At 56.5% G+C, this 24,322-nt stretch carries 16 protein-coding genes; 11 read left to right on the forward strand and 5 right to left on the reverse strand.

Annotation, left to right across the window (positions count from 1 at the left end):
* Positions 1-32 precede the first annotated feature (32 nt).
* The 8 genes from tssB to tssH all read left to right on the forward strand — a co-directional run bounded on the left by tssB (position 33) and on the right by tssH (position 11,277).
* Positions 33-572, forward strand: coding sequence for a type VI secretion system contractile sheath small subunit (tssB, locus tag Fuma_RS09715; protein ID WP_077023964.1), 540 nt, complete (start codon positions 33-35; stop codon positions 570-572).
* Positions 572-2,062: a type VI secretion system contractile sheath large subunit gene (tssC, locus tag Fuma_RS09720; RefSeq protein WP_077023965.1), complete on the forward strand. Its 1,491-nt coding sequence runs from the start codon at positions 572-574 to the stop codon at positions 2,060-2,062. The genes tssB and tssC (Fuma_RS09720) overlap by 1 nt, the downstream gene beginning before the upstream one ends.
* Before the next feature lie 214 nt (positions 2,063-2,276).
* Entirely contained in the window at positions 2,277-3,887 is a 1,611-nt protein-coding gene (tssC, locus tag Fuma_RS09725) for a type VI secretion system contractile sheath large subunit (RefSeq protein WP_158520924.1), read from the forward strand.
* Positions 3,888-3,899: 12 nt separating this feature from the next.
* Positions 3,900-4,697, forward strand: coding sequence for a type VI secretion system accessory protein TagJ (locus tag Fuma_RS09730; RefSeq protein WP_077023966.1), 798 nt, complete (start codon positions 3,900-3,902; stop codon positions 4,695-4,697).
* A 133-nt stretch (positions 4,698-4,830) separates the two neighbouring features.
* Positions 4,831-5,316 carry a type VI secretion system baseplate subunit TssE gene (tssE, locus tag Fuma_RS09735; protein ID WP_077023967.1) on the forward strand — a complete coding sequence of 162 codons (486 nt, stop codon included), beginning with the start codon at positions 4,831-4,833 and terminating at the stop codon, positions 5,314-5,316.
* Positions 5,317-5,323: 7 nt separating this feature from the next.
* Positions 5,324-7,174: a type VI secretion system baseplate subunit TssF gene (tssF, locus tag Fuma_RS09740; protein ID WP_077023968.1), complete on the forward strand. Its 1,851-nt coding sequence runs from the start codon at positions 5,324-5,326 to the stop codon at positions 7,172-7,174.
* The gene (gene tssG / locus Fuma_RS09745; RefSeq protein WP_077023969.1) at positions 7,138-8,253 is read left to right on the forward strand and encodes a type VI secretion system baseplate subunit TssG; all 1,116 of its coding nucleotides are present in this window, start codon (positions 7,138-7,140) and stop codon (positions 8,251-8,253) included. Before tssF ends, tssG begins: the two co-directional genes overlap by 37 nt.
* Positions 8,254-8,493: 240 nt before the next feature.
* Positions 8,494-11,277, forward strand: coding sequence for a type VI secretion system ATPase TssH (gene tssH, locus Fuma_RS09750; protein ID WP_077023970.1), 2,784 nt, complete (start codon positions 8,494-8,496; stop codon positions 11,275-11,277).
* Positions 11,278-11,654: 377 nt separating this feature from the next.
* On the opposite strand, the gene Fuma_RS09755 is transcribed toward tssH, so the two are convergent.
* Positions 11,655-12,239 carry a hypothetical protein gene (locus Fuma_RS09755; RefSeq protein WP_077028202.1) on the reverse strand — a complete coding sequence of 195 codons (585 nt, stop codon included), beginning with the start codon at positions 12,237-12,239 and terminating at the stop codon, positions 11,655-11,657.
* A gap of 561 nt (positions 12,240-12,800) precedes the next feature.
* Between Fuma_RS09755 and Fuma_RS09760 the strand changes: the two genes are divergently transcribed.
* Positions 12,801-14,531: a GntP family permease gene (locus Fuma_RS09760; RefSeq protein ID WP_077023971.1), complete on the forward strand. Its 1,731-nt coding sequence runs from the start codon at positions 12,801-12,803 to the stop codon at positions 14,529-14,531.
* Between the two features lie 28 nt (positions 14,532-14,559).
* On the opposite strand, the gene Fuma_RS09765 is transcribed toward Fuma_RS09760, so the two are convergent.
* From Fuma_RS09765 to Fuma_RS09775, 3 genes are all read right to left on the reverse strand, one after another.
* Positions 14,560-15,609 (reverse strand): ThuA domain-containing protein, encoded by a 1,050-nt coding sequence (locus Fuma_RS09765; protein ID WP_077023972.1) that lies wholly within the window; start codon positions 15,607-15,609, stop codon positions 14,560-14,562.
* A gap of 352 nt (positions 15,610-15,961) precedes the next feature.
* On the reverse strand, positions 15,962-16,891 hold the full coding sequence (locus Fuma_RS09770) for an ABC transporter ATP-binding protein (protein ID WP_077023973.1): 930 nt from the start codon (positions 16,889-16,891) through the stop codon (positions 15,962-15,964).
* Positions 16,888-19,296, reverse strand: a complete 2,409-nt coding sequence (locus Fuma_RS09775; protein WP_077023974.1) for a hypothetical protein — start codon at positions 19,294-19,296, stop codon at positions 16,888-16,890. The genes Fuma_RS09770 and Fuma_RS09775 overlap by 4 nt, the downstream gene beginning before the upstream one ends.
* A gap of 286 nt (positions 19,297-19,582) precedes the next feature.
* Between Fuma_RS09775 and Fuma_RS09780 the strand changes: the two genes are divergently transcribed.
* Together Fuma_RS09780 and Fuma_RS09785 are read left to right on the forward strand one after the other, a co-directional pair.
* Positions 19,583-20,974, forward strand: a complete 1,392-nt coding sequence (locus Fuma_RS09780) for a sensor histidine kinase (RefSeq protein WP_077023975.1) — start codon at positions 19,583-19,585, stop codon at positions 20,972-20,974.
* Positions 20,975-21,398: 424 nt separating this feature from the next.
* Positions 21,399-23,048 (forward strand): prenyltransferase/squalene oxidase repeat-containing protein, encoded by a 1,650-nt coding sequence (locus Fuma_RS09785; protein ID WP_077023976.1) that lies wholly within the window; start codon positions 21,399-21,401, stop codon positions 23,046-23,048.
* A gap of 860 nt (positions 23,049-23,908) precedes the next feature.
* Here the strand turns inward: Fuma_RS09785 and Fuma_RS09790 are convergent.
* A complete protein-coding gene (locus Fuma_RS09790; RefSeq protein ID WP_077023977.1) occupies positions 23,909-24,211 on the reverse strand; it encodes a hydrolase in 303 nt (100 codons plus the stop codon).
* Positions 24,212-24,322: the final 111 nt, after the last annotated feature.

Here is a 24,322-nt window from a genome sequence, read left to right on the forward strand (position 1 = left end):
GACCTGACAGAAAGGGCAGAAAGGCTGGCAATATGGCTAAATCGTCTATTCAGCACAAACTGGATCGCGTGCGAAAGCCGCGCGTCCATATCACGTACGACGTCGAAATCGGCGACGCAGTGGTCAAGAAAGAACTGCCCTTTGTGATGGGGGTGATGGGAGACTTCAGCGGCAACCCCACCAAAAAGCCCGATTCGCTGAGCAAACGAAAATTCGCCAACATCGACCGCGACAACTTCGACGACGTGATGGCAAAAATCAGTCCCGAACTGAACATGCGTGTCAAAAACACGCTGGAAGGCGGCGACAAGGAAATGGGAGTTCAACTGAACTTCAAATCCATGGAAGACTTCGAACCGGGCAAGGTTGTCGAACAGGTTCCAGCGCTGAAGGCACTGTTGGAATCTCGCAACAAACTGCGTGACCTGTTGACTCAGATGGACCAGTCGGAAGACCTGGAAGCGTTGATGGAACAGGTGTTAAGTGACACCGCGAAAGTACAGGCAGCGGCTGGTGAATTGGGTGTGGAAGCACCGTCTGCCGGTGGCGATGACAGCGAAGGGGGTGAATGATGAGTGCAGGAGAACAAGAAGCACAAGCAGAAGCCGGCGCGGAAGAATCCGGCAGTATTCTGGACAGCATGCTGTCAGCAATGCCTAAAGTAGTAGAACGCGACGAAGGCTCCGACATGGTGAAAAACCTGATCGGCGTCGCGATGTCCGGCACGATGACGTGGGACAAAAGCTGTACCAAGACGCTGTCGGCGGCCATCGGTGCCCTCGACCAAAAGCTGTCAGAACAGCTGGCCGCTGTCATGCAGCACGAACAGTTCCAAAAGCTGGAAGGATCGTGGCGAGGTTTGCATCACCTGGTGATGAATTCCGAAACCAGCAAGCAGCTGAAACTACGCGTGCTGAACGTGTCAAAACGCGAAGTCTTCAAGGACCTGGACAAGGCGATTGAATTCGACCAGAGCGTCCTGTTCAAAAAGCTGTATGAAGACGAATTCGGCATGCCCGGCGGTGAGCCCTTCGGTTCGCTGGTTGGCGACTTCGAATTCACCAACCACCCGGAAGACATCGACCTGCTCGAAAAGATCTCCGGTGTTTGCGCGGCTGCTCATTGCCCGTTCATTTCGGCCGCATCGCCAAACCTGTTTGGCATGGAATCCTGGGAAGAACTTTCGAAGCCACGCGACATCGAAAAGATCTTCATGAGTGCCAAGCACACGAAGTGGAATTCGTTCCGCGATTCAGAAGATTCTCGCTACGTCACGTTGGTGCTGCCACGAGTCCTGGCTCGACTGCCTTATGGCAACAACACCAAGCCAATCGACGAATTCGAATACGAAGAATTCGAACTCGACGAACATGGTGATTCCAAGCCGACCAGCCACGAGAAATATACGTGGATGAACGCCGCCTACGTCATGGGTACCAACATGACCAACGCGTTTGCACAAACCGCATGGTGTACGGCCATTCGTGGTGTGGAAAACGGCGGTACGGTCGAAGGTCTGCCGGTGCACAACTTTGTCAGTGACGATGGCGACATCGACACCAAGTGCCCGACAGAAATCGGCATCACAGACCGCCGTGAAGCGGAACTCAGCAAAGAAGGCTTCCTGCCGCTGTGTCACTTCAAGAACACGGACTACTCCGTCTTCTTTGGTGCACAGACGACGCAGCGCCCCAAAAAGTACGACACCGACGAAGCGACAGCCAACGCCGCCATTTCCGCTCGCCTGCCGTACATCATGGCTGCTTCGCGAATCGCTCACTTCCTGAAGTGTATCGCTCGCGACAAGATTGGTTCCTTTATGGAACGCAGCGACATGGAAGACTTCCTGAAACGCTGGATCGCTAACTACGTGCTGGACGATCCAAAAGCTTCGGCCGAAATGAAGGCCAAATACCCACTGGCAGAAGCGGATATTTCCGTGGAAGAGATTCCCGGTGCGCCCGGATCTTACAATGCTGTTGCATTGCTAAGACCATGGTTGCAACTGGAAGAACTAACCACGTCGCTTCGTATGGTCGCCAAGCTTCCTCAGAAAGCTTAGCGGTTAGAACTGCAGTCCTGCCGGTTGCTCCGGCAGGACTGTTTCACGCGCTGGGCGCCTGTTGATTCAGCACGCGCCATGGCACTGGCCGTTTGTCTGGCCCGTGTTTCCCTTTGCGTCGGCTTTGGCCAACGCTTTATCGCTCGATGTTTATACGCCGTGCGGGCTCGTCCCGGTCGGCAGGCACGATTCATAGCCCGAAACGAGAATCCTGGTGGCCGGCGAGCAATCACAATCCGACGTTGCTCTGCCCGTAACCGTGGCGTCGGACGCCGCGGCCGGTCAAACGGTCACCGATCAAACAGCATCGGAATCGCCTGCCAGTCTGCTCGACCAAATCACGGCGCAGGCACCAGGCACCGGCACCGGCAAGCCAAGTGAGAAGCTGAACCCGCTGCGAGACTTCCTGACGGAAACGAATCTCGCGAAGCTGTTCACACACTGGCTGGGCAAGGTTCCGTCGGATCAATCGCAGCTCGAAGCAGCTCGCACAATTCTGTCGCGGGACATCGCACGCATCGATCAGCTTCTCTCTGATCAGGTGAATGCCATCCTTCATGCACCGCAGTTCCAGGCATTGGAATCGGCGTGGCGAGGTCTGCATTACGTGTGGAAGACGCGTGCAGAACTGGTGAACGAACGCGGCTTCGACGAAAAAGGGACCGAACTTCAGATTCGCGTGCTGGACGTTTCCAAACGCGAGCTGTTACGCAACTTCGAAAAAGCGTCCGACTTCGATCAAAACGCACTGTTCCAGAAGGTGTACGAAGAAGAATTCGGCATGGCGGGCGGCACGCCCTATGGTGCGTTGCTGGCCAACTACGAATTCACCAACCATCCGGATGATCTCGACCTGCTGTCTCAGCTAAGTGGCGTCGGTGCCGCAGCTTTCGCGCCGATCATTTCTGCGGCCAGCCCGGAACTTATTGGTCTGGACACGTTTGCTGATCTGGAAAAGCCAGTTAACCTGGAAGCCGTTTTTCAACAGACTCGCCATCGCAAATGGCGTAGCTTGCGAGAACATCCTGACACTCAGTTTGTCGGCCTCACGCTGCCTCGAGTTCTAATGCGAGAACCCTATCGCGATGACGGCAGCTCGCGCCACGGCTTTCGATTTGAAGAAGACGTTCAGGGGGCTGACCGCGAAAAGTATCTGTGGGGCAATTCCGCATGGGCGATGGGCAGCGTGCTGTTGAAGGCGTTTTCAAGCTGCGGGTGGTTTGCTGATATTCGCGGTGTGGAACGTGGCGTCGATGGTGGCGGACTGGTCACGGGTTTGCCGACGCACAGTTTTCATACGGACGCTTATGGCGTGGCGTCGCGAAGCAGTACAGAAGTGTCTATCTCCGATGTGCAGGAATCCGAACTGTGCGACCTCGGCTTTATCCCCCTGTCCCATTGCAAAGACACGCCATACTCCGTCTTTTATTCGAACCAGTCTGTGCATCAGCCAGCGACGTACGACGATCCGGTGGCGACCGCGAATGCTCGAATTTCGGCCATGCTGCAATATGTACTGTGCTGTTCCCGGATCGCTCACTATCTGAAAGTGAAGGCGCGCAGCAAACTGGGATCAAACCTCAGTCCCATGGAGATTCAAAACGACCTGCAAAGCTGGCTGGTGCAATATGTGACTCCCGACGAAAAAGCACCGCCCAGCATGAAGGCGCAATACCCGTTGCGAGAAGCCGACGTAGAAGTGTTGGACGCACCAGGCCAGCCAGGAAAATATATGCTGACGATCCGCCTGTTGCCGCACTATCAATTGGACCAACTTTCTTCCAGCATGACTCTTGTAGCTCGACGAGTGGACCTTAAAGAATAAGGAACAGATTCTGTGACAACCCCCGTAGAACTTTTTCAAGCCGGCAAACTTACAGACGCCGTTGCCGCGGCCAACGAAGCCGTCCGCAACGATCCGTCGTCTGTCGTCCCCCGCAGCCAGCTTGCCGAACTTTTGTGTTTTGATGGCAATCTGGAACGCGCCGACAAACAGCTGGATGCAACTCTGTCTATCGATCCCGATTCGCTGCACGGCACCTCGCTGCTGCGGCACCTGATTCGGTCCGAAATGTCACGCCGGGAGGTCTACGAAGAAGGCCGCATTCCCGAATTCCTGAGTCAGCCGACGGACGCTCAACAGAAGCGGCTGAAGGCGCTTCTCAACCTGCGAGATGGCGACTTCGCTGGTGCCGCTCAGTTATTGGCGGAAGCCAGTGAGCTGGAGCCTGAGGTTACGGGGACCTTGAACGGTAAGGCCTTCGAAGGTATGCGAGATCTGGACGATCTGCTGGGGCCGACCATCGAAGTCTATACGGCCACCGGGCAGTACTACTGGCTGTCGATTGACCAGATTAAGTCGATTGAACTGTCAGACATCGAACATCTGTCCGACATGCTTTGGCGAGCTGCGGAAATCGAAACTGTGGGCGAAGTCGCCGGCCGCATTCATATTCCCGCTCTGTACCACGGTTCGCATACGTCCGAAGATGAACGTATCCGAATTGGTCGAGCGACAGACTGGAAGCAGCAGTCCGAGGACGCCCCCGTGCAGGGATCGGGGCAGCGCGAATGGCTTGTGGGCGAAGACGCAGTGACGATCACTGAAGTGAAGACGATTACGATTGGTGATTAGTCAAATCACCTGACCAGTTCAGTATCGCTTCACCGTCAATTCCATCCAGTGGGTGAAATCGAGGGTAAAGTCAGTTCGGCAAAGGGACCAAAGTCCGTTCTTCGTTCTGCAGCTTCAACAAGGACCAAAGTCAGTGAGTACCGGGTATTCCGATCGCAGCAAAATTCGGTTGTCGTTGCTGGACCGCTTGCTGGACAACGAACCGGATAATTCGAAAGAAGCGCCGCAGGATGATGCCGAAAAACTTCGGATCATCCAGCAGTCGGTACGTCGCGATCTGGAAAGCCTTCTTAACACGCGTTACCGCTGCGTGTCCTGGCCGCCGGAGTTCGACGAAATCGATGATTCACTGATCAACTACGGCATTCCGGACTTCACCGCCAGCAGCCTGAACGCCGCTGGTGACTCTGATGTTCTGGTCAACGCCATCCGCAAAGCAATCAAACTGTTCGAACCGCGACTGGTCGATGTCCGAGTGACTCCGGTCCCCAACGACCAGTACTACGACCGCACCTTCCGCTTTCGAATCGAAGGCATGTTGGTTGTGGAAGACGGACGTCATCGAGTGAAGTACGACTCGTCGATGGAATCCTCCACCGGCCAGTTTGACATTCTGTGAGGAACCAATGAGCGAGACACTCGACGCGTGGTATCAAAAGGAACTGGATTATTTCCGGCAAAGCGCTGGCGATTTTGCCGAACGCTTCCCGAAGATCGCCAACCGTCTTAGCCTCAGCGGCAAGGACATTAAAGACCCTCATGTCGAACGGCTGGTCCAGGCGTTCGCGTACCAGAACGCGCGCATCCGGCACAAACTGGATGACAGCTTTCCGGAAATTGCCGACGCAATGCTGGATATTCTGTATCCACACATGCTCGCGCCCGTGCCGTCGATGTCGATTCTGCGCTTCGCACTCAGCGATGCTCAGGCCGACCAGACGGATGGATATCACGTCAAGTCTGGTACGTACGTCGAAACCGAACCGGTGTTCGGACACAACTGCCGTTTTCGAACCAGTTATCCCGTCGCACTGTTTCCGCTGGCCAACAAGAGTACTCGACTTTTGCCGCAGCCATTTTCCGGGCCGGCCACGCGAGGCAAATCAGAAGCGGTTTCGACACTGCGTTTCGACTTCAGCACGCTCGATCCCGAACTGCCGCTGGGCGAATTCGCGTTGGATCATCTTCGCTTCTTCGTGAACCTGCCAAACTTCGAAAAAGCGGCGCAGCTACTGGAAACCGTGCTAACCCAAACCATCGAAGTCGTCATCTGCGGCGAAGATCCGACCGAAGCCGTCGCCGTACTGGGGCCGGATTGCATTAAGGCGGTGGGTTTCGATGCCGACGAAGCCGTCCTTCCTCACAACCCACGTTCATTTCCCGGCTATCGCCTGCTGACAGAATATTTTGTCCTGCCGCAGAAGTTTCTGTTCTTCGACGTCACGGGACTCACGCCGGACATCCTGAAGCGGCTGGGCACAAAGTTGCAGATCAGCATTCTGCTAAAGGAATGCCCATCGGCATTGGAAAATCTTGTTTCGCCCGACACCGTTTGCACCGGCTGCACGCCGATCATCAACCTGTTCGAAAAAACGGCGGACGCTGTACCTCTGACATTTCGCCGCACGGAATACCGCATCGTGCCCGATGCGCGAGCCGAATCGTCGATGGAAATTTATTCGGTCAACGACATCAAAGTCGAAACTCAGCGCAACGAAGTCCGCCCGTTTCGTAAATTCTATTCTGTGAATCACACAGAAGTTTCGGGCGACACCGGATACTGGCACGCGACTCGCCGCCCTGGCCCTGTCGAAGGCGACGCGGGAACACTAAACGTGCCGACTGAGATGTTTGTCACACTGGTCGACCCGGAATTTTCGCCACGTCGGCCGGGCGAAGGCATGATGTACGCGAGGTTGACCTGCTTTAACCGCGACCTGCCGGAAGAACTGACCAAACAACGAACAGCCAAGCAGATTCGCTTTGATGTGGTAGGTGGTCGAGGCCCCATATCGCGCATCGACTGTTTGGTTTCGCCAACACCCACACTACGACAGCATTTGGGGCGCCGCAACCTGTGGCCGTTGGTGTCGCAGTTGTCGCTGAATCATCTTTCGCTGATGGATTCCGACAACGCCGTGAACGCGATTCAGGAAATTCTGGCGTTGAACGATGTTCGCGATTCGGCCGAGACGCGAAATCTGGTGCAGGGCATTCATTCTCTGGGCAGCCAGCCTTTGGTGCAGCGAATCAATAATGCTTTCGCCCGAGGCACTCAGATTAACGTGGTGTTCGATGACGAAAACTTTTCGGGCGACAGTGCCTTCTTGTTTGCGACGATTCTTAACCGCTTCTTCGGCATGTACACGTCGATCAATTCTTTCACCAAACTGACCGCAACAACCCGTCTGCGGCAATCGCGAAAACAGGACAAGTGGACATGGCCGGCTCAGGCGGGCGACCGGTTCCTGATTTAATCCAGGACCTGCTGAACTCCCCTCAGGATTTTGATTTCTTTCAGGCCGTACGGATTATCGAACTGTACGTCGCCGAAGGTAGCGAACAGACGCTCACCGGCCAGATCGGTGGAGATCGCGGTCCGCAGTCAGAACCTGTCGCGTTCAAAGCATTGCCCTCGCTGTCATTTCCACCAGGGCAGATCGCCGCTCTGGCTCCGCGAGATCGAAAGGATCGAGCGGCGTTGCGCAGCGGAGACGCCACAGAAGTGCCGCTGCCGCTGGACATGACCGTGTCGTTTATGGGGCTGACCGGTCCCAATGGAGTGCTGCCTAGTCACTACACAACGTTGTTGATCGAACGGTCTCACGCACGCTACAAAGACCACACGCTGCGGGAATTCTTCGACCTGTTTAATCACAGATCGGTCTCGCTGTTTTATCGAGCGTGGGAGAAGTATCACTTTCCGTATTCGTATGAACGTTCGCAGCAGTCGGGCGAATACGAAGACGACCTGTTTACGCGTTGCCTGTTTAGTTTGGCGGGTCTGGAAATCCCTGGCCTGAGGCATCGCTTTCTGTTCGACGACCAAACGATGGTGTTCTATGGAGGGTTGTTCAGTCAACGCTGCCGTAACGCCAGTGGTCTTGAACAGATTGTTGAGCACTACTTTCAGGTGGAAGCCGAAGTTATTCAATTCTGCGGCCAGTGGCTGTACCTTCCGGAAGACACGCAGTCCAGCATGCCGTCAAAGCAGCATCGCGACGGCCTGAACCTGGAACTCGGCCAATCTGCCGTTGTTGGTTCGCGCGTGTGGGATGTGCAAAGTCGAGTACGCATTCGACTGGGCCCGCTTACGCTTGATGAATTTTACGAATTCCTGCCGGGCGGCCAACACCTCGAATGCCTGTCAGAGATTATTCGATTCTACCTCGGACTCGAACTGGATTTCGATGTCCAACTGGTATTGCGCAAGGAAGATGTTCCGCCCTGCGAACTTAGCGCAGGCCCCGACTTTCAGCCACGACTTGGCTGGAACACATGGATGGCGTCGGATTCGTTAACGAAAGATTCCGAAGATGCTGTGTTCCGATTCTAGTACCTTGTCAGGCCCCTGGTGTTTTTGTGAACACTAGCGCGCTGACCTTCCGCTATTACAGTTGTTAAGCAGCCGCGACCAGCGGCCGCTTACCTGCAACGATATGCCGACTGACTGCCAGGGGTGACTTGCAAATAGGCCCGTCGAAGGTGACGCTATGCACCCCGGCAGCGACCCATGAATTTCCACGTTTAAAACTCTATCTTTCGAACTCCCAACGTTCCTCAGGGCTAAACAAAAATGACCGCCGTCAATCTTAAATCACTGATTGGAAAACTTAACGACGTTTGCACTCGATCGCTGGAAGGTGCCGCCGGGCTCTGTATGTCTCGGACGAATTACAACGTCGAAATCGAACACTGGTTGCTAAAGCTGCTGGAAGGATCCAACACCGACATCCACGCCATCGCCAAAGCCTTCGCCATCGATCCGTCGCGACTGACGGCCGACGTGATGAAAGCGATTGACAAATTAAAAACCGGCAACTCAAGCCAGCCGCTTCTGTCTCAGCACACCGTCGATCTCGCGCGCGAAGCATGGGTGCTCGGCTCGATCGACTACTCGGCCGGAAAAACTCGTTCAGGTCACCTGCTGTTGGCATTGTTGACGGACACATCTCTGTCGCAAATCGCACGAGGCATCTCGAAGGAACTCGACAAAATATCACCAGAAGCTCTGGCGCGAGACCTGCAAACGATCCTGGCAGATAGCTCAGAAGCAGGCTCAGACGTCGTCAGTTCGTCCAGCGGTTCCGGAGGCGGTGGTACGCCGGGACCTCGCCCCGGTGGTCAAACGCCGCATCTGGACCAATACACGATTGACCTGACAGCACGTGCTCGAGAAGGCAAGATCGATCCGGTCCTGGGACGCGATTCGGAAATCCGGCAGATCGTCGACATTCTGACTCGTCGTCGCCAGAACAATCCGATCATGACGGGGGAAGCAGGCGTTGGTAAAACGGCCGTCGTCGAAGGCTTCGCGCTGCGGATCGCACAGGGAGACGTCCCACCAGCGTTGCAGACAGTCGCATTGCGCACGCTGGACCTCAGCCTGCTGCAGGCCGGAGCGGGCGTTAAAGGCGAATTCGAAAACCGACTGAAAGGCGTCATCGAAGAGGTCAATCGATCGGTCACACCCATCATCCTGTTTATCGACGAAGCTCACACACTGATCGGTGCTGGCGGACAGGCCGGGCAGGGCGATGCCGCCAACATGCTGAAGCCCGCCTTGGCAAGAGGCGAACTGCGCACGATCGCTGCCACGACCTGGGCCGAATATAAGAAGTACTTCGAACGAGACGCCGCACTCGCGCGACGGTTTCAGGTGGTGAAGGTTGACGAACCGGAAATTTCGAAAGCCATCGCCATGATGCGAGGCCTTGTCGACACGCTGCAGGACCATCACAAGATTGAGATCCTGAACGAAGCGGTTGAGGATTCCGTACGACTTTCCAGCCGCTACATTTCGGGCCGTCAGCTTCCTGACAAGTGCGTCAGCCTTCTGGACACGGCCTGTGCGCGAGTTGCGATCGGCCACACGACCACTCCACCCGCCATCGAAGACTGCCAGCGAACCATCGATCAGACATCCGTTGCGATCGAAGTGCTGGAAAGAGAACTAGCAACAGGTGCCGACCACGCAGAAGAAGTGGAAGCGCTGAAACAAAAGAAGGAAGAAACGAAGGCTCGCTACGAAGAACTCAAAGAGCAGTGGACGAAGGAACGCGAACTGATCGATCAGATCCGAGACATTCGCGGCAAACTGTCCGGCGAATCAGTGCCGCAACACGAAGAGAATGCTGAGGCCGCTGACACCAAAAAAGAGGCAGACGGCAAAGCGAAGGATGCCAAAGCTGATCAAGCCACGGCCGAAAAACCAGCAGCGGATAGTCCGGCTGATGCGGCCAAGCAGCCACCTTTGTCGGAAGAAGATCGAGCCAAGCTGATTGCGGAGCTGGAGGAAATCGACAAAAAGCTGGAAGAGATTCAGGGCGAAAACCCACTGATGCAGGCGTGCGTGGATTCGCAGGCGGTCGCGGAAATCGTTTCGTCGTGGACCGGAATTCCGGTCGGACGCATGGTGAGCGACGAGATCAACACGATCCTGGCCCTCGACAAAGAAATGCAGAAACGAGTTGTTGGGCAGGATCACGGTCTAAAGGAAATCGCGGAACGCATTCGTACTTCGCGAGCCAACTTGACAGACCCGGATCGTCCGATCGGTGTGTTCTTCCTTGTCGGCCCCAGCGGTGTCGGCAAAACAGAAACCGCGATCACGCTGGCCGAACTGCTGTACGGCGGCGAACAGAACATGACCACGATCAACATGAGCGAGTTCAAGGAAGAGCACAAGGTTTCACTGCTGATGGGCTCGCCTCCGGGTTACGTCGGTTACGGCGAAGGCGGTGTGCTGACCGAAGCCGTGCGTCGCAAGCCGTACAGCGTGGTGCTGCTGGACGAAATGGAGAAAGCTCACTCGGGCGTGCAGGACGTTTTCTATCAGGTGTTCGACAAAGGCAACATGAAGGACGGCGAAGGCCGCGACATCGACTTCCGCAATACGGTGATCATTATGACATCCAATGCGGCCACCGAAACGATGATGAAGCTGTGTGCCGATCCGGAAACAATGCCCGCCCCGGAAGCTTTGGCGTTGGCCTTGCATCCTGAACTGCTGAAGAGTTTCAAGCCCGCGTTTTTGGGTCGAATCGTTGTCGTGCCTTACTTCCCGCTTAGCGACGACATCATGAGGCAGATTGCCGTGTTGAAGCTGGGCAAGGTGGCTCGCCGCGTCAACGAACACTACGACGCAGAATTCACGTGGACCGATGCTGTTTTGGATCACATCGTCAGCCGCTGCACCGAAGTGGACAGTGGAGCTCGTAACGTCGACCGTATTCTGACCGGTTCGTTGCTGCCACAGATGTCAGCTGAATTTCTGTCCCGGATGGCTGAAGGCGAATCCGTCTCCAGCGCTGTCGTGAACGTCACCGATGATGGTGAGTTCCAGTTTACTCTGACGTAAGGTGGCCGAGTCCACAGCCGTTTCAAGGCGTTGCTCGGAAGCGCTGCCGTTGCTCGTTCTTCAACGAGGCGAATCCGGCGCGGCTTTGACAGAGTCAGACTTTAAGCGGCCGTCAGACGTGTGGCGACGAAGCGGCCGTTCGAAGATCGCAAATTGTGAACCGGGGTCTATCGCGCAAATGCGGAAGGCCCCGCCTTTCATAGCGAAATGGGCAGCGGGTGTCTTCAGTCATGACAATTCAACTGCGACTCGCAACCGGTCCACACTGCCCGACGATCGGCACGAAAAAGCCCCAGGGCTATTTATAACCCTGGGGCTGATTTCTGCCTTGGCCAGTGTTATGCGATTCGCATCGACACCGGCCTTCGGGCAATTTGCTAATTCATCGCCGGACCGGCACACCGGATGAGGTGGTCTTTGTCGATGTAGACCACTTCTTCGGTTTGGTCCACATGAGTGAACGGGATCGGCCAGTACGAGCGGATTGTCTTGTCGTAGAACACCGTACACTTGAAGTGACAGTGGTGCAGACGAGCCGGGCCGACCAATGGGTAGACCTTACATTCGTCCAGCCGGTCGACGATTTTTTCGACCACGATACGAACGTTATTGCGTTGAGTTTCCTGGAGGAACGCAATACCACCGGAGACATCATCCGGAAGAGAGCGAATCACCTGGTCATCGCTGGGCGGATCGACGCAGAACGTTGGCGCGTTCTCACCTTCGATCGGGTCCAGCACGGGGACGCGGTTGTACCGTTCGTCTTCCCAAAGCTGATCTTCCAACCGCCCCATTTGATAGGGCGTGATGGGCATGACGGGAAGTGTTTCCCAGAACAGCATGTATTCGTAGATGACGCCGATGAAGCCGCCCGTCAGTGTGCACCCACTGTTGACGAAGGTCATCAGGCAGATTGCACTGAGAACCACCGATCGTCGAAGATGCCTGCCAAACGTGTGCATTGCTTCCATTCCTGCCAGGATTCCAGGCCGTAGCCCTTCGAAGTTGCCGTGTTTGAAGTAACCACTCGTGCGGTTAACTTTCGCGTACGACCTCAGGTCACGCGACGACTTTCTGTACCGGCGTAACAACTGTGCTTCAGCGTTACAAACGTCGTCCTTCTGAGTATCGATCGTTCCGATTGGGTAACTTGTGAAAATGTTTCGATTTTACGGAAGGAATCAGTCAGTCCGGTTATATCGAACGAACCACCCCACAAAACACGAGCCTTTCCTGAGGCTGAACGCGGCGCAAGCCTGTACTGGTCGGCGGAATCCGCCGGTATCAGCGAATCCTCCAACGCGCGTGCTTGTACCACTGGCCGCTGTGACGGCAGCGCGGGAACCACTTTCGTTCGCTGCTGCAGACGTATTTGCATGGACTGTGGCCGAAAAAGCCCCGCGACGCTTTCCGTGACGCACCAAAATTTGCATCATCGGTGAGTGGTGCCCACCGACGGCGTGTGGTTGCGAAAGTGACCACGGATGTTTCAGCAAAACTCTGTTCGATGACTGTCGCACTTTATGACAACCGTCTTCATCCTTCTGACCGGCCTGGCGATCGTCATCGGCGGAATCCTCGTGTTTCGCCTGCACGCCTTTGTCGCACTCATCCTGGCCGGACTGACGGTCGCTTTCCTGACGCCGTCGGAACTGGTCATCCGGTCCGGGCAACTGGAAGGCGTTGTCCGCAATGCCGACATTGACAGCCAAAGCCTGACGATCACCGTTCCGGAATCGCTCAGCAACGTAAACAACCTCGTTGTGGCGGAAGACCCGGGCGAAGGCCTGGCTCTGCGAATAGTGGCAACCGTGCCGGATCAGCAGCCGACCCAGCGTGAGAGCGAAAGCGACGTTTCCTATCGCTTCGAGTTCAACGACGACGAGGAAGCCCTGAGCGAAGCCAATCGGAAGCTGTACCTGTTAAGCAGCAAAGATGCCGCCAGTGCCGCGAACAACGGCAAGCTGTCGTTTATGAGCCGTCTGACAACCGCTTTGGGGTCGTATTGCGGCAAGCTGGCGATTCTGATTGTGGCGGCGTCAATCATCGGCCGTTGCCTGCTGGACAGCGGAGCGGCCGACCGGATTGTGAAGTCGGCGCTGAACGCGGTCGGCGAAAAGAACGCTCCGGCCGCTTTTGCCGTCAGCGGGTTTACTTTAAGCATTCCAGTCTTCTTCGACACCGTCTTTTACCTGATGGTTCCGCTGGCGAAGGCGCTGCGGCTGCGCACGGGCGGGAATTACCTATTGTACGTACTGTCGATCGTTGCCGGCGGCACGATGGCTCATTCACTTGTCCCGCCAACGCCTGGGCCACTCTTTATCGCCGAAGCCTTTGACGTATCCATCACCGCGATGATTTTCGGTGGCAGCGTTGTCGGTCTGATTAGTGCGAGCGTCGGAATGCTGTACGCCATGTGGATCAATTCTCGCAACGTATTGTCGTTGCCGGATTCTGATGGCATCGCAGAACCAGACCGGCCAACAGAGCTTCTGGCGGCCGATGCAGGCGAGCACGTAGCTGCCAACAACGACTCAGCCCCCGGCTTGTTGACATCGCTGGTGCCGATTCTGCTGCCGATTCTGCTGATCTCACTTGGTGCACTGGTAACGAAGACGCAAGCGGTCGGCGAATCGACGGAGCCCACATGGCGGTTTGCGTCGCAGCCGATATCAGAATCGCTAGCCAACGCGATTACCATCTGTGGTGAGAAGAACTTCGCACTGCTGATTTCAGCCGCGTTTGCGGTCGTGATGTACGTTCGAACGAAGCGTCCTTCCAAACAGGCATTTTCCGCCGCTTTGCAGGACGCTGTGACCAGCGCGGGGACGATCATTCTGGTGACCGCCGCCGGCGGCGCGTTTGGCATGATGATGAGACAGACCAGCGTGGCGGAACTGCTGGAAGGCCTGCCAGGAACGTCGCCCGTGATGGTTGTCGTGGCCGCGTTTCTGGTGACGACGGCCGTTCGGACTGCTCAGGGATCGTCAACGGTGGCTATGATCACCGCCGCTGGGATCTTTGGTGGTTTGGTCACCAGCGGAGCCGCCAACGTCGATCCGCTTTATGTCGCCCTGGCCGTCGGTTGCGGATCAAAGCCGATCTCATGGATGAACGACAGCGGCTTTTGGGTGATCACTCGGATGAGCGGCATGACGGAAAAGGAAGGCTTGAAATACATCACACCGATGACGGCGCTCGCCGGCCTGACCGGCCTGGTTGTCGTCATTCTCGGTGTGATACTGTTCCCGTAGCTCACGACGCGGTGACTGGCCGACTGGCCTATGGCGTCGGGCGGAAGTTCCATTCCGGACTGTTTTCCGGATCCGGCATGTGCGGCGACTTGCCAAGCTCAAAATCTCCCAATGTTAAATTGGCCTGTTTCCAGTAATACTTTGGCGCCTTAATGAAGCCGTAAAAGCTCGGGTAGAACGGATCGACGAATCCGACGTCCGCTTTGTCCGGGACGTCCTGGTCTGTCAAAAAGTAGGCCGCGTTCACAACCAAGCGTCGCAGATCTTCGTTGACAAAGTCGACGGACGCCCCGCCGGTCGTGCAGAATGATCGGCCCGTTGTTTGACCGTCGGGTGACGAATATTCATGAAGCCAGGCAAACGGCTGCATCGGATCGTTCTTCTCGCCTTCGATTGCTTTGGAGTTCGGGTCCAGCGTTTCCGTCACTGCGGCTCGCATCAGAATTTCGTCGTCGTCCGTCAGATGGACCACGCCGTACACGTCGCTGGGCGCGAAAACATCTTTTACGCTGTTTAAAATCGGGTGCGACTGCTTGCCGTCGGCGATGACGCCTCGAGCTCCCTGATGCTTATGCCGTCCGTGATGACTAACCCAGGTTTCGCCCAGAATTTTCAAGCCGAATTCGGCATACTTCAGTCCGCCGAAATCCCCATTGCCGTTGAAGGCGTGAGTCGACGTGCGAATGCCGATGACCGGTTTGCCCGCGTTCAAAAACTGCGTGACGTGTTTCGCGGCATCTGCCTCTGGCGTGCGAAATCGAGTTCCAATGATCATCAGGTCCGCGGAATCCAGAGCGTCCAGGCCGCGGAGTCCCGCCTGGTTGTTCGGGTCGATGTAGGAAGCACCGTCCGGGCCGAAAGAAAACAGCACCGTGCATTTGAATCCATGTTTTTGGCTGAGAATCTTGCCCAGCATCGGCATCGATTCTTCTGTGCGATACTCTTCGTCGCCAGCGATCAGCACGATATGTTTGGCGTCGTCGTTGTCACCCTTCGGTGAAAACACCAGTCGGTCGGCAGCAAACGAAGAATCGGTGGCTGTCGCCAGCACGCACATCAAAAGGGCAAGCTTACGCATTGAACGGACTTTTTGAAGGGGTGAGAAATCGGTTTCGCGCCAATCCACTCATTGTACCCACGGTCGCCGCCGCGCAGAAGCGTGGCGGGACGAAGCCTTCGATAACAGGTGCAGAACGAGATCGTGCGGACCTGGGTCAGCCGTGGGCTTTTGCATGCACCTCTCCCAGCGCAGCGTTGGGGGAGGTCGGACGGAGCGAAGCAACGTCCGGGTGGGGGCTGAGCACGTTGGGTTGGTGCAGTCGTGCAGCGCGGGATGCGCAGACGGCCCTCCCCCGAACATCGCTGCGCTTGTTCGACCCCTCCCTTGCCTGCGGCTGGGAGGGGAGAGAACGACTGACCAGTGCTGGCCGCTACTGCACGAGGCCCTTGGTCAGTTCCATAAACGCGGTTTCGAGGTTCACTTCTTCTTCACGAAACAGCATCAGGGCAAATCCGCCGTTGACCAGTTCGGCCGGGATTTCGCTGTAGTCTTCCACGTTGGGTTTGAGCGTGACTTCCAGCAATTGATCTTTGCCAATGCTGACGGCTTCGACGGTGTCACACTGTTCCATCAGCTTCGCGGCGTCTTCAACACGATCGCGTACTCGGATATTGAGTAGTATTCGCTGCCGCGCCTTCTTCATCACTTCCGCGACGTTGCCGTCGACAATCAGGTTGCCCTTTTCGATCATGCCGACGCGAGTACACACGTCTGCCAGTTCGGGCAGAATGTGGCTGGACACGATGACGGTCTTTTTCAGTTCGCCAAGCCGGCGCAACAGATTGCGGATTTCGATTCGAGCTCGCGGGTCCAGGCCGCTGGCGGGTTCGTCCAGCAGCAGCACCTGAGGTTCGTGCAGCAGCGTTCTGGCCAGTCCAATACGCTGAGTCTGCCCGCGAGACAATTCGTTGACCATCGCATCTCGCTTAAACGACATGTCGACCAGTTCGAGCTTTTCTTCGCAGATCTTGCGACGTTTCGAACCGGGAATTCGATAGGCGGCGCAGAAGAATTCGAGATACTCAATCACCGTCATGTCGTCATACACGCCGAAGAAGTCCGGCATAAATCCCACCAGGCGGCGAATGTCTTCCTGATTAGTGTAGATCGACTTGCCGCACACGTAAGCTTCGCCGTGATCCGGATTTAGCAGTGTGGCGATCATCCGCATCGTGGTCGTTTTTCCGGATCCGTTGGGTCCGATAAAGCCGAACACGTCACCTTCCGAAAGCTTCAGGTTGATGTTGTTGACCGCGATCAGGTTGCCATATCGCTTGGTCAGATTTCGAGTTTCAATCACTGTTGGTTCTCACTTTCAACCTGCTGTTCCTTATCCAGATCTTCTTTCGTTTTTGCACGAGCTCCCGGCGGTCGCTTATCGACGGGAATAAACAAACGCACCAATGTCTGGCGTTCGTTGTTTGTGATCGGCTGGTCATTAATGCTTAGCGATGACACGGGCAGATCAATCCGGCCAATCAACACCGCGTGATTCAGCCGAGCGGTATCGGTGACTTCCATCCTGCGATACTGCGTGTGAGACAATCCCGCGTATTCGGCACCGCCGGCGTAGTTGTACAAACTTAACATCGTGAGGACGTATTGCGCGTCTGTGGATTGAGCGTCGTAAGGAGTCGTTACTTGCGACGAACCACGGCTGGTGCCTTTGGATTCTTTGGTGCGTTTTGTACGAGTTCCCGTGAGGTACGCTTTAAGGTCAGACGCGTAGATCCCATCGGCGCGAGCCGTCCAGGACGTGTTCGAATCAAGTGCGATGTATTCGTCGGCAGTCGGTTGAGCTCGATAAACGCGGTTACCGTGAACCACGATCCAATCGGTAATCGGTTCCGGCAGGTTGTGGTGGAAGGTGCCTTTCAACAGGCCGAATCCTGAAACCGTCAGAGACGATTCCACCAGTGGCTGTGGTCCGGATGCATGCCAGGCGGCCTTAAACGACCGTGAGCCGTTGGTGAGCAGCGGCATGTTGGTGACAGTGTCAGGCGACAACCGGCTGTGTCGAAATGTTTGCTGACCGAGCCCCATCCCGCCCTTGCGGTACATCGCGCCGAACACGTCTTCCGGCCGACCGCTCCAGGTGAGCTGCACGGCTGCCGCTTTGTTCGCCGCTGATGCGTCGCTTGCGTCCGACTTTGTGGTCTTAGTGGCGTGGTCAAATTTCATGCCGGGAAGTTCAAGAGTCGGTTCGGCGTGGAACTCGGCCCGCATCGTTTCCGACGCTGAAACGCTTAACCATGATCGAGCGTGCAGGTAAGACGAGTTTCCGTCTTCCATCACGTCCAACACGTCCAATTGCCGCATTCCCAGCTGGCCTGATTTCCCGGCCACCTGAACCATCAACATCACGCCGCAGACAATCAGAAAGGGAAACGTCAGCCACGTCAGATGAGGCCGTTTCAACACCTTGGTCACCAGCAGAAAATCGAGCGGCCCGATCAAAATCAACCAGGCCGCCAACATCGCCATGACACTCCACGTGGACCACTGCCCGGCGATTGGGACGGCGTCGTTGGCCGCCAGCCATTGAGTCCCCAGGTCGGACACTCCGGATTGTGACACGCGCGACGTCCGCCGGCGATCGGCCGAAGTCGGGCTGAGTTTTTCGCCGAAGACAAGCACTTCCAGAAACTGCGGCAGCGAGGTCCACCGGTTCAGCGGCAGCTGATTGATGTCGACCGCCAGGACGGTGATGATTCCCGCCCCGATGCTTTGAGTGCCCAGGATCGGGCCGTCGAGCGAATCGACCAGGGCCTTTGTCTGGCCACTCGTCAGCCGCGCGACAGGCCATGAATCTTTGCCGCTCAGGTTTGTTTGAATGCGAGTCGCCCCGGACACAAACGCTTCTAAACCGTTGAATCGTCGCATCGCGATGGGAGCGTCTTCGATGCCAAAGTGCTCACCAACCCAGCGGCCCACGTCCGACGCTAGAAACTTGTCGACCGTACCACCGGTGCTGACAATCAGCCGCCCGCCATCGCGAACCCACTGCTGTATCGCACCGGCCTGTTGCGGTGAAGTCTCAAACTTATCAGCCATCAAAATGACGTCGACCGCGTCAAGACCATCGACGTCGTCGGGCAGTTCCGACGGATCGCCCAATTGGACGCTCTGTAGAATCGATCGGTCGCGAGAATACACGGCCGCGTTGCGGAGAAATTCTTCCACGCCCGCAATGCCGCCCGCTCCACCGCCAACCGTAAGTAGCGTCAACGCATCCATACGACGCAACTGCAGCCGACGCTGCACTTCCACTTCCGGATCGGGCAGGGCGACGTCTTCGCCAAACAGAACGGTGCGCCGAACCAGCGTTTCTCCGGTTTCCGAATCGACCAGCGACACGACACCGGTGCCTTCGATCCGTCCACTTCGGAAATAGCCGTGCAGCGAGGCCATTCCGGAATTCGGTACAACGGCGACTGCGGTGGTTTCGACGTAGTTGTCGCCACGAGGATCGGGAAATGCGGCCTGCAATTCAACCAGCTGGCCGGCTGGAAGGTCTGTCGCGGTGGCAGAAATCGGCAACCATGTGCCGACTTTTCCCTGCCCCTGTAGCCCCAGTCGCAGGCTTTCGAATTCTGCCGCGTTGATGTCAACACAGTGCAGCACGCCGCTAATGGCGACACAAAACGCCGCCGTACGCACGACCTTGCAGGCATAGCCGGTTAATGCAGAAACGAATCGAAGCACGGGATTCCTGAATTGGTGTTGAGTCACATGTATTTCTGACGATGGCCGCTGTGGGCCGTCGCAAACGTCACCGGCGGCCTCGAATGCGCATCGTACATTTGGCGATGTCACTTCGCCACAAACCTTCGGCGCGCAAACCTTCCCTGTCGTCACGATACGCGAGCGTTTGTGGAGGCAGCGGGCGCAAAGTTTGATTTGTCGGCGGATTTACTGCATTCGCGGAAGACGCTCGCTAAACTGCCCACTTCCGGAACCGACGCTACGCCATGCCCCAGGTTTGATTTTCATGTCGTCATCGCCATCGTCCACTGTCGGACGACCTGCCGCGCAGGTTGCAAATGCCACGGCCAACACCGTCGCGAACCCCAATATCCGCGAACTCCAGGCCGAATCGATCACGGTTCGAATCCGCTGGTTTGGCGTCGTCGTTGGCTATCTGCTGGTCAACGCGGGCGATTTCATCAACGCCAGCGCGAGAAATACGTCCAAAGGCGAATTGAACGCTTTGCTGGCAGTTGGAGCGGTCTACGCTTTAATCGACACCGTCCGCAGCATGAAGGGCCATGTGCTGCTGGCCGAATTCCGCATTCTGATCAGCATCATGGAAGCTCTGTTTATCGGGCTGCTGTGCTACTTTGACGAAGGCGTCAGCAGCCCGTTTCGCTTCTATTATTTTCTGTCGATCCTGGTCTGCGCGATTCGGCATACTCCGAAACTGGCCTTCGCCACGTTTGGCCTGCATGCGCTCAGTTACAGCATGCTGGGACTGCTATCGCCCACGCGCAGCGACGACGACGCGACTCAAATGCTGCTCACCCTGGTGTTTCTGGGCTGGGCCGCGTGGGCCATCATTGCACTCACGGCACTGCTGAAAACTGCGAGCCAGCGGTTGTCCGAACTGAACGGCGAACTGGTCGAAAACCAGGAACAACTGGAAGCCCGCATTCGAGACCGCACAAAGCAGCTACAGGAATCTCAGGCACTATTGGTGCAGCAGGAAAAGCAGGCGGCGTTCGGACTTCTGGCCGCCGGGATCGCTCACGAAGTCGGCAACCCTCTGGCTTCGATCAGTTCCATCGTGCAAATGCTGAATCGCCGCAACGCTGACGACTACACCAAAGAGCGGCTGGAAATGGTGGACGGGCAGTTAACGCGAATTCAGCGTACGCTGCAGGAACTGGTCGGATTCAGTCGACCGGCCAGTCAAATGGCAACGCTGGTCAGCACAGAAGCCGCCATCAACGACGCCCTGAACATCGCCAAATACTACAAACGCTGGAAGGGCAAGAAGGTTCACACCGACTTCGATCCCGACATCAAAGCCATCCGCACGATTTATGATCAACTGGTGCAGGTGGTGCTGAATCTGGTGCTGAACGCTCTGGACGCCACTGAAGAAGGCGCTTCCATCACAGTGCGAACTCGGCAGGAAAAATCGGAAGCGAATGTGGATGTGGTGGCGATCTACATTGCCGACGAAGGCCACGGAATTCCGGAAGACGCGCAGGCGAAAATTTTCGAACCGTACTTCACGACCAAAAAAACCGGGACCGGGCTCGGATTGTTCGTCTGCCGCCAGTTGGCTCAACAGGAATTGGGCGGATCGATCGATCTGGTCCGTTCGGACGCTTACGGAACAGAATTTCGCCTGACCATCGCGACGGACCTGACGACCTAAGGCCCCCTACAGCGTGTTCCGCTGACTTATGGCTGTAGCAAACAGTCGTCAACAGCAAATTACCTGTTCCCACGCCCCCCCACGCGGCGACATGTTCAGAAAAACGGCCTTAAAACTCTGAATTTGCCACGTAATCTGCCGCGCCCTGAAAAACGGTGTGAACTTTCGCCGCGTTATGCGTTACCCATAGCAGTAGAGGTTCAGACGATTTTGTGGGCGTCGCACGGTCGGTCGTGGTGAGAGCAGTTTCCCCATTGTTGTGAACGGTTGGGGCTCGTGGGGAACAGCCTTCAGAATTCGAAAAGCTTGATCCGCGGCCGCAAGTCAGCAAGATTCGCTGTAGAATCTCGATAGTAAAGGATTGCGAACCGTTACGACGTTCGCACGCCTTTGTTCCATCGGGGACTTATCGCAGAAACGCAATATGGATCGCGTCAGGTCAGACATCCCAAACTTCCCGAACGGAGTTTCCGACTCAGACGCCCCCCTTTCGCCTTCCACCGGTTGCCCAGCTCGCACATCCGTGCTGACTGATGTCCAGCGGCGAACGCGAGCCCGTCGGCCGCGACGCGGAAAAGTGCCCGCGTGGACTCTGTGGGTGGCCAGACAGGCCGGTCGAATTCAAAAGTTCTTCTCGCAGACGCTGCCTGTTTGGATCGCTCAGCACCGTGAAGAAATGGTGAGCTACGCGATCAGTTTCGTCATCCTTAGCCTGTCTGCGCTGATAATGGCATTGTGGGCGTTGCCGCCCGCGACCACGGAACGGTTGTTCGGTTTGGTCGTGACGCGAACTGAACTGCCCGACGACGATCTGGTTGTGGTCGACGTGGCGGAAGTCGTTCAGCCCGACGATCTACGCGACTTGAAGGTCAACAGCAACCTGAAAGCACTGTTGTCGAATCTGGACGACGGAGATTCGTCCGCCGAAATTAACGATCCGGTCGACCGCGACCTGACGCTGGATATCGAACCCACGGATGCTCAGATGGAGGCCGTTTTTAAGCAGGGCGAATTCGGCGGACGTTCCACGGCTGGTCGTCGAGCGGCCGTGCAGAAGTATGGTGGCACGGCCGCCAGTGAAAAATCCGTCAACATGGGGCTGGCCTGGTTGGCGGGGCTTCAACGCGATGATGGTTCGTGGAACCTATCCGCGCCCGGTCCAGACGCGGAGCCCGGAATTTTTCAACGCACGGAAGTTGGCGCCACGTCTTTGGCGCTGCTGTGTTTTCTGGGAGCCGGGCATACTCACGCCAACGACGGGCCCTACCGTGAAATCGTTCACAAAGGCCTGGCGTACATTGGTTCGCAGGCGGAAATCGTTCAGGGCACGGCCGATTTGCGAGGTGCGTCGGAAGGCAACGCCGGGATGTACGTGCAGGGACTGGCCACGATCTGTATCAGCGAAGCTCACGCGCTGGACCCCGCCGACACGGATCTTCGGCAGCTCACGCAGATGGCCGTGCGATTCATCGAACGAGCACAGGATCCAGCCGGCGGAGGCTGGCGCTATCGTCCAAGGCAGGCGGGTGACACGTCAGTCGTTGGCTGGCAGGTGATGGCTCTGCAAAGCGCGAAGGCCGGACGGATTAAAGTGTCCAGCAGCGTGCTGCGGGAAGCTCGCCAGTTTCTGCACGCCGCACGCGGCGACGACGACGGAGCGACCTACCGCTACACGCCCAATCGAGGCAACGCGACGAATTCGATGACGGCCGTTGGTCTGTTGTGTCGGATGTATCTGGGGTGGGGCAAAGACCACAAGCCGCTGCAAAAAGGCGTACAGCGGCTTTCGGCCGTCGGCCCCAGCAGCCGCGACGTCTACTACAACTACTACGCGACTCAGGTGCTACGCCACTTCGGCGGCGACTTGTGGGACAAATGGAACCTGCAAATGCGAGAACAGCTTGTGACCACTCAAATCACGGAAGGTCCCGCCGCCGGAAGCTGGGCCCCCACCGACAATCATGGCATTCAGGGCGGCCAGATCTACCAAACCGCACTCAGCATCCTCACGCTTGAGGTCTACTACCGCCACCTGCCGCTGTACAGGCGACTTGAAGCTACAGTGTCTGAGTAGCCTTGGCGTGAGCTCACGAACCATGACTGGCCGCGTCGCTGCTGCCTTCACATTTCAGAATTCACACACGGAGACCCGTTTGAAATTTCCCTGATCCCGGCTGCCTCGCGTCGAGTCACCCCACAACTGGACGCGCTTGCAACACAGCGTGAGCCCAACAACTTCATGAATGACCGACGATCGAGCCCATAACAGTTTCTGTGCTCCGGAACGGAGAACACCGTCGACAACCGCATAACAAAACACAAAACCGTCTGGCGGCCGCTTAGACACGCATTGCGTGTGATGCACTCTAAGAACCCCTAACAACACCTGTGTGAGCCGCGACGTTTGTGGTTTCGTTTCAGGCAAGAAGTGAGGAGGAGGCGACAAGTGTCGTCGACGACGAACGACGCCGCCTGAGGCGGAACCACAAGCGGCCCGGAGGGTTGCGACGACAGTAGCCGATCTGCGGCGTCAGCGCTCCTCGACGACATCTGTCGCCTCGTCACTTTTCCTTGCATCTCGACCACTGTCGTCACAACGCGGCCACACAGGCTTTGTTAGGGGTTCTAAGGTGCGAAGCTGACCGCCGAACGGCTGTGCCCGTCGTCTTCGGTTTGAACACGAACAGATGTTTGAAGCAGCCAGCTCTTGCAAGAAAGCTGAGCGAGACTTCGTTAAGAAACGCCACGCAGCAACACGGATGAAGGAAGCGTCAAACGAAAACCGACAAGGATAAGTCGTAGCGAGTTGGAGGGCAAAAAACTCTCCAACAAAAAAAACTACAACTTCTTTCCCCGATAAAAATACGCGCTACTTGACTTATCACGACATACAGATGTTATGTGACCGCGAGCATGGGGAATCAGGGTTGATTCTCAATGGTTTGACGCGTTGCCGGGCAGAATGACGTCGCAATAGTCGAGCAGCTTGTCGCCACGGTCGTCGAGGCATACATCGGGTTTCGGTAAGAATGCCACGAAACAGTCCGCAATATCGAGTGATTTTGCGACATCGCGGGCATAGTCGCCACCTCCGCGCGACCAGCAGTAGAGCGTATGACCAGCGGCATGCATCCGGCGCACGTAATCCGCGCTGGCGGGCATGGGAATCTGCGTGGTGCCAACAGTGCGGATCAACGTGTCATCGACGTCGATGTAGATAACGCGTTTACGATCCATCGAGTGCCTCGGTCACATAACGGAAGGTTTTTACGACACCGCCCTGAACGAAGCGAACGATGCCTGAACTACGAGAAATTGTACCAAAGCCAGCCTGCGTTGACAAAGTTG

This window comes from Fuerstiella marisgermanici (assembly GCF_001983935.1).
Lineage (GTDB): Bacteria > Planctomycetota > Planctomycetia > Planctomycetales > Planctomycetaceae > Fuerstiella > Fuerstiella marisgermanici.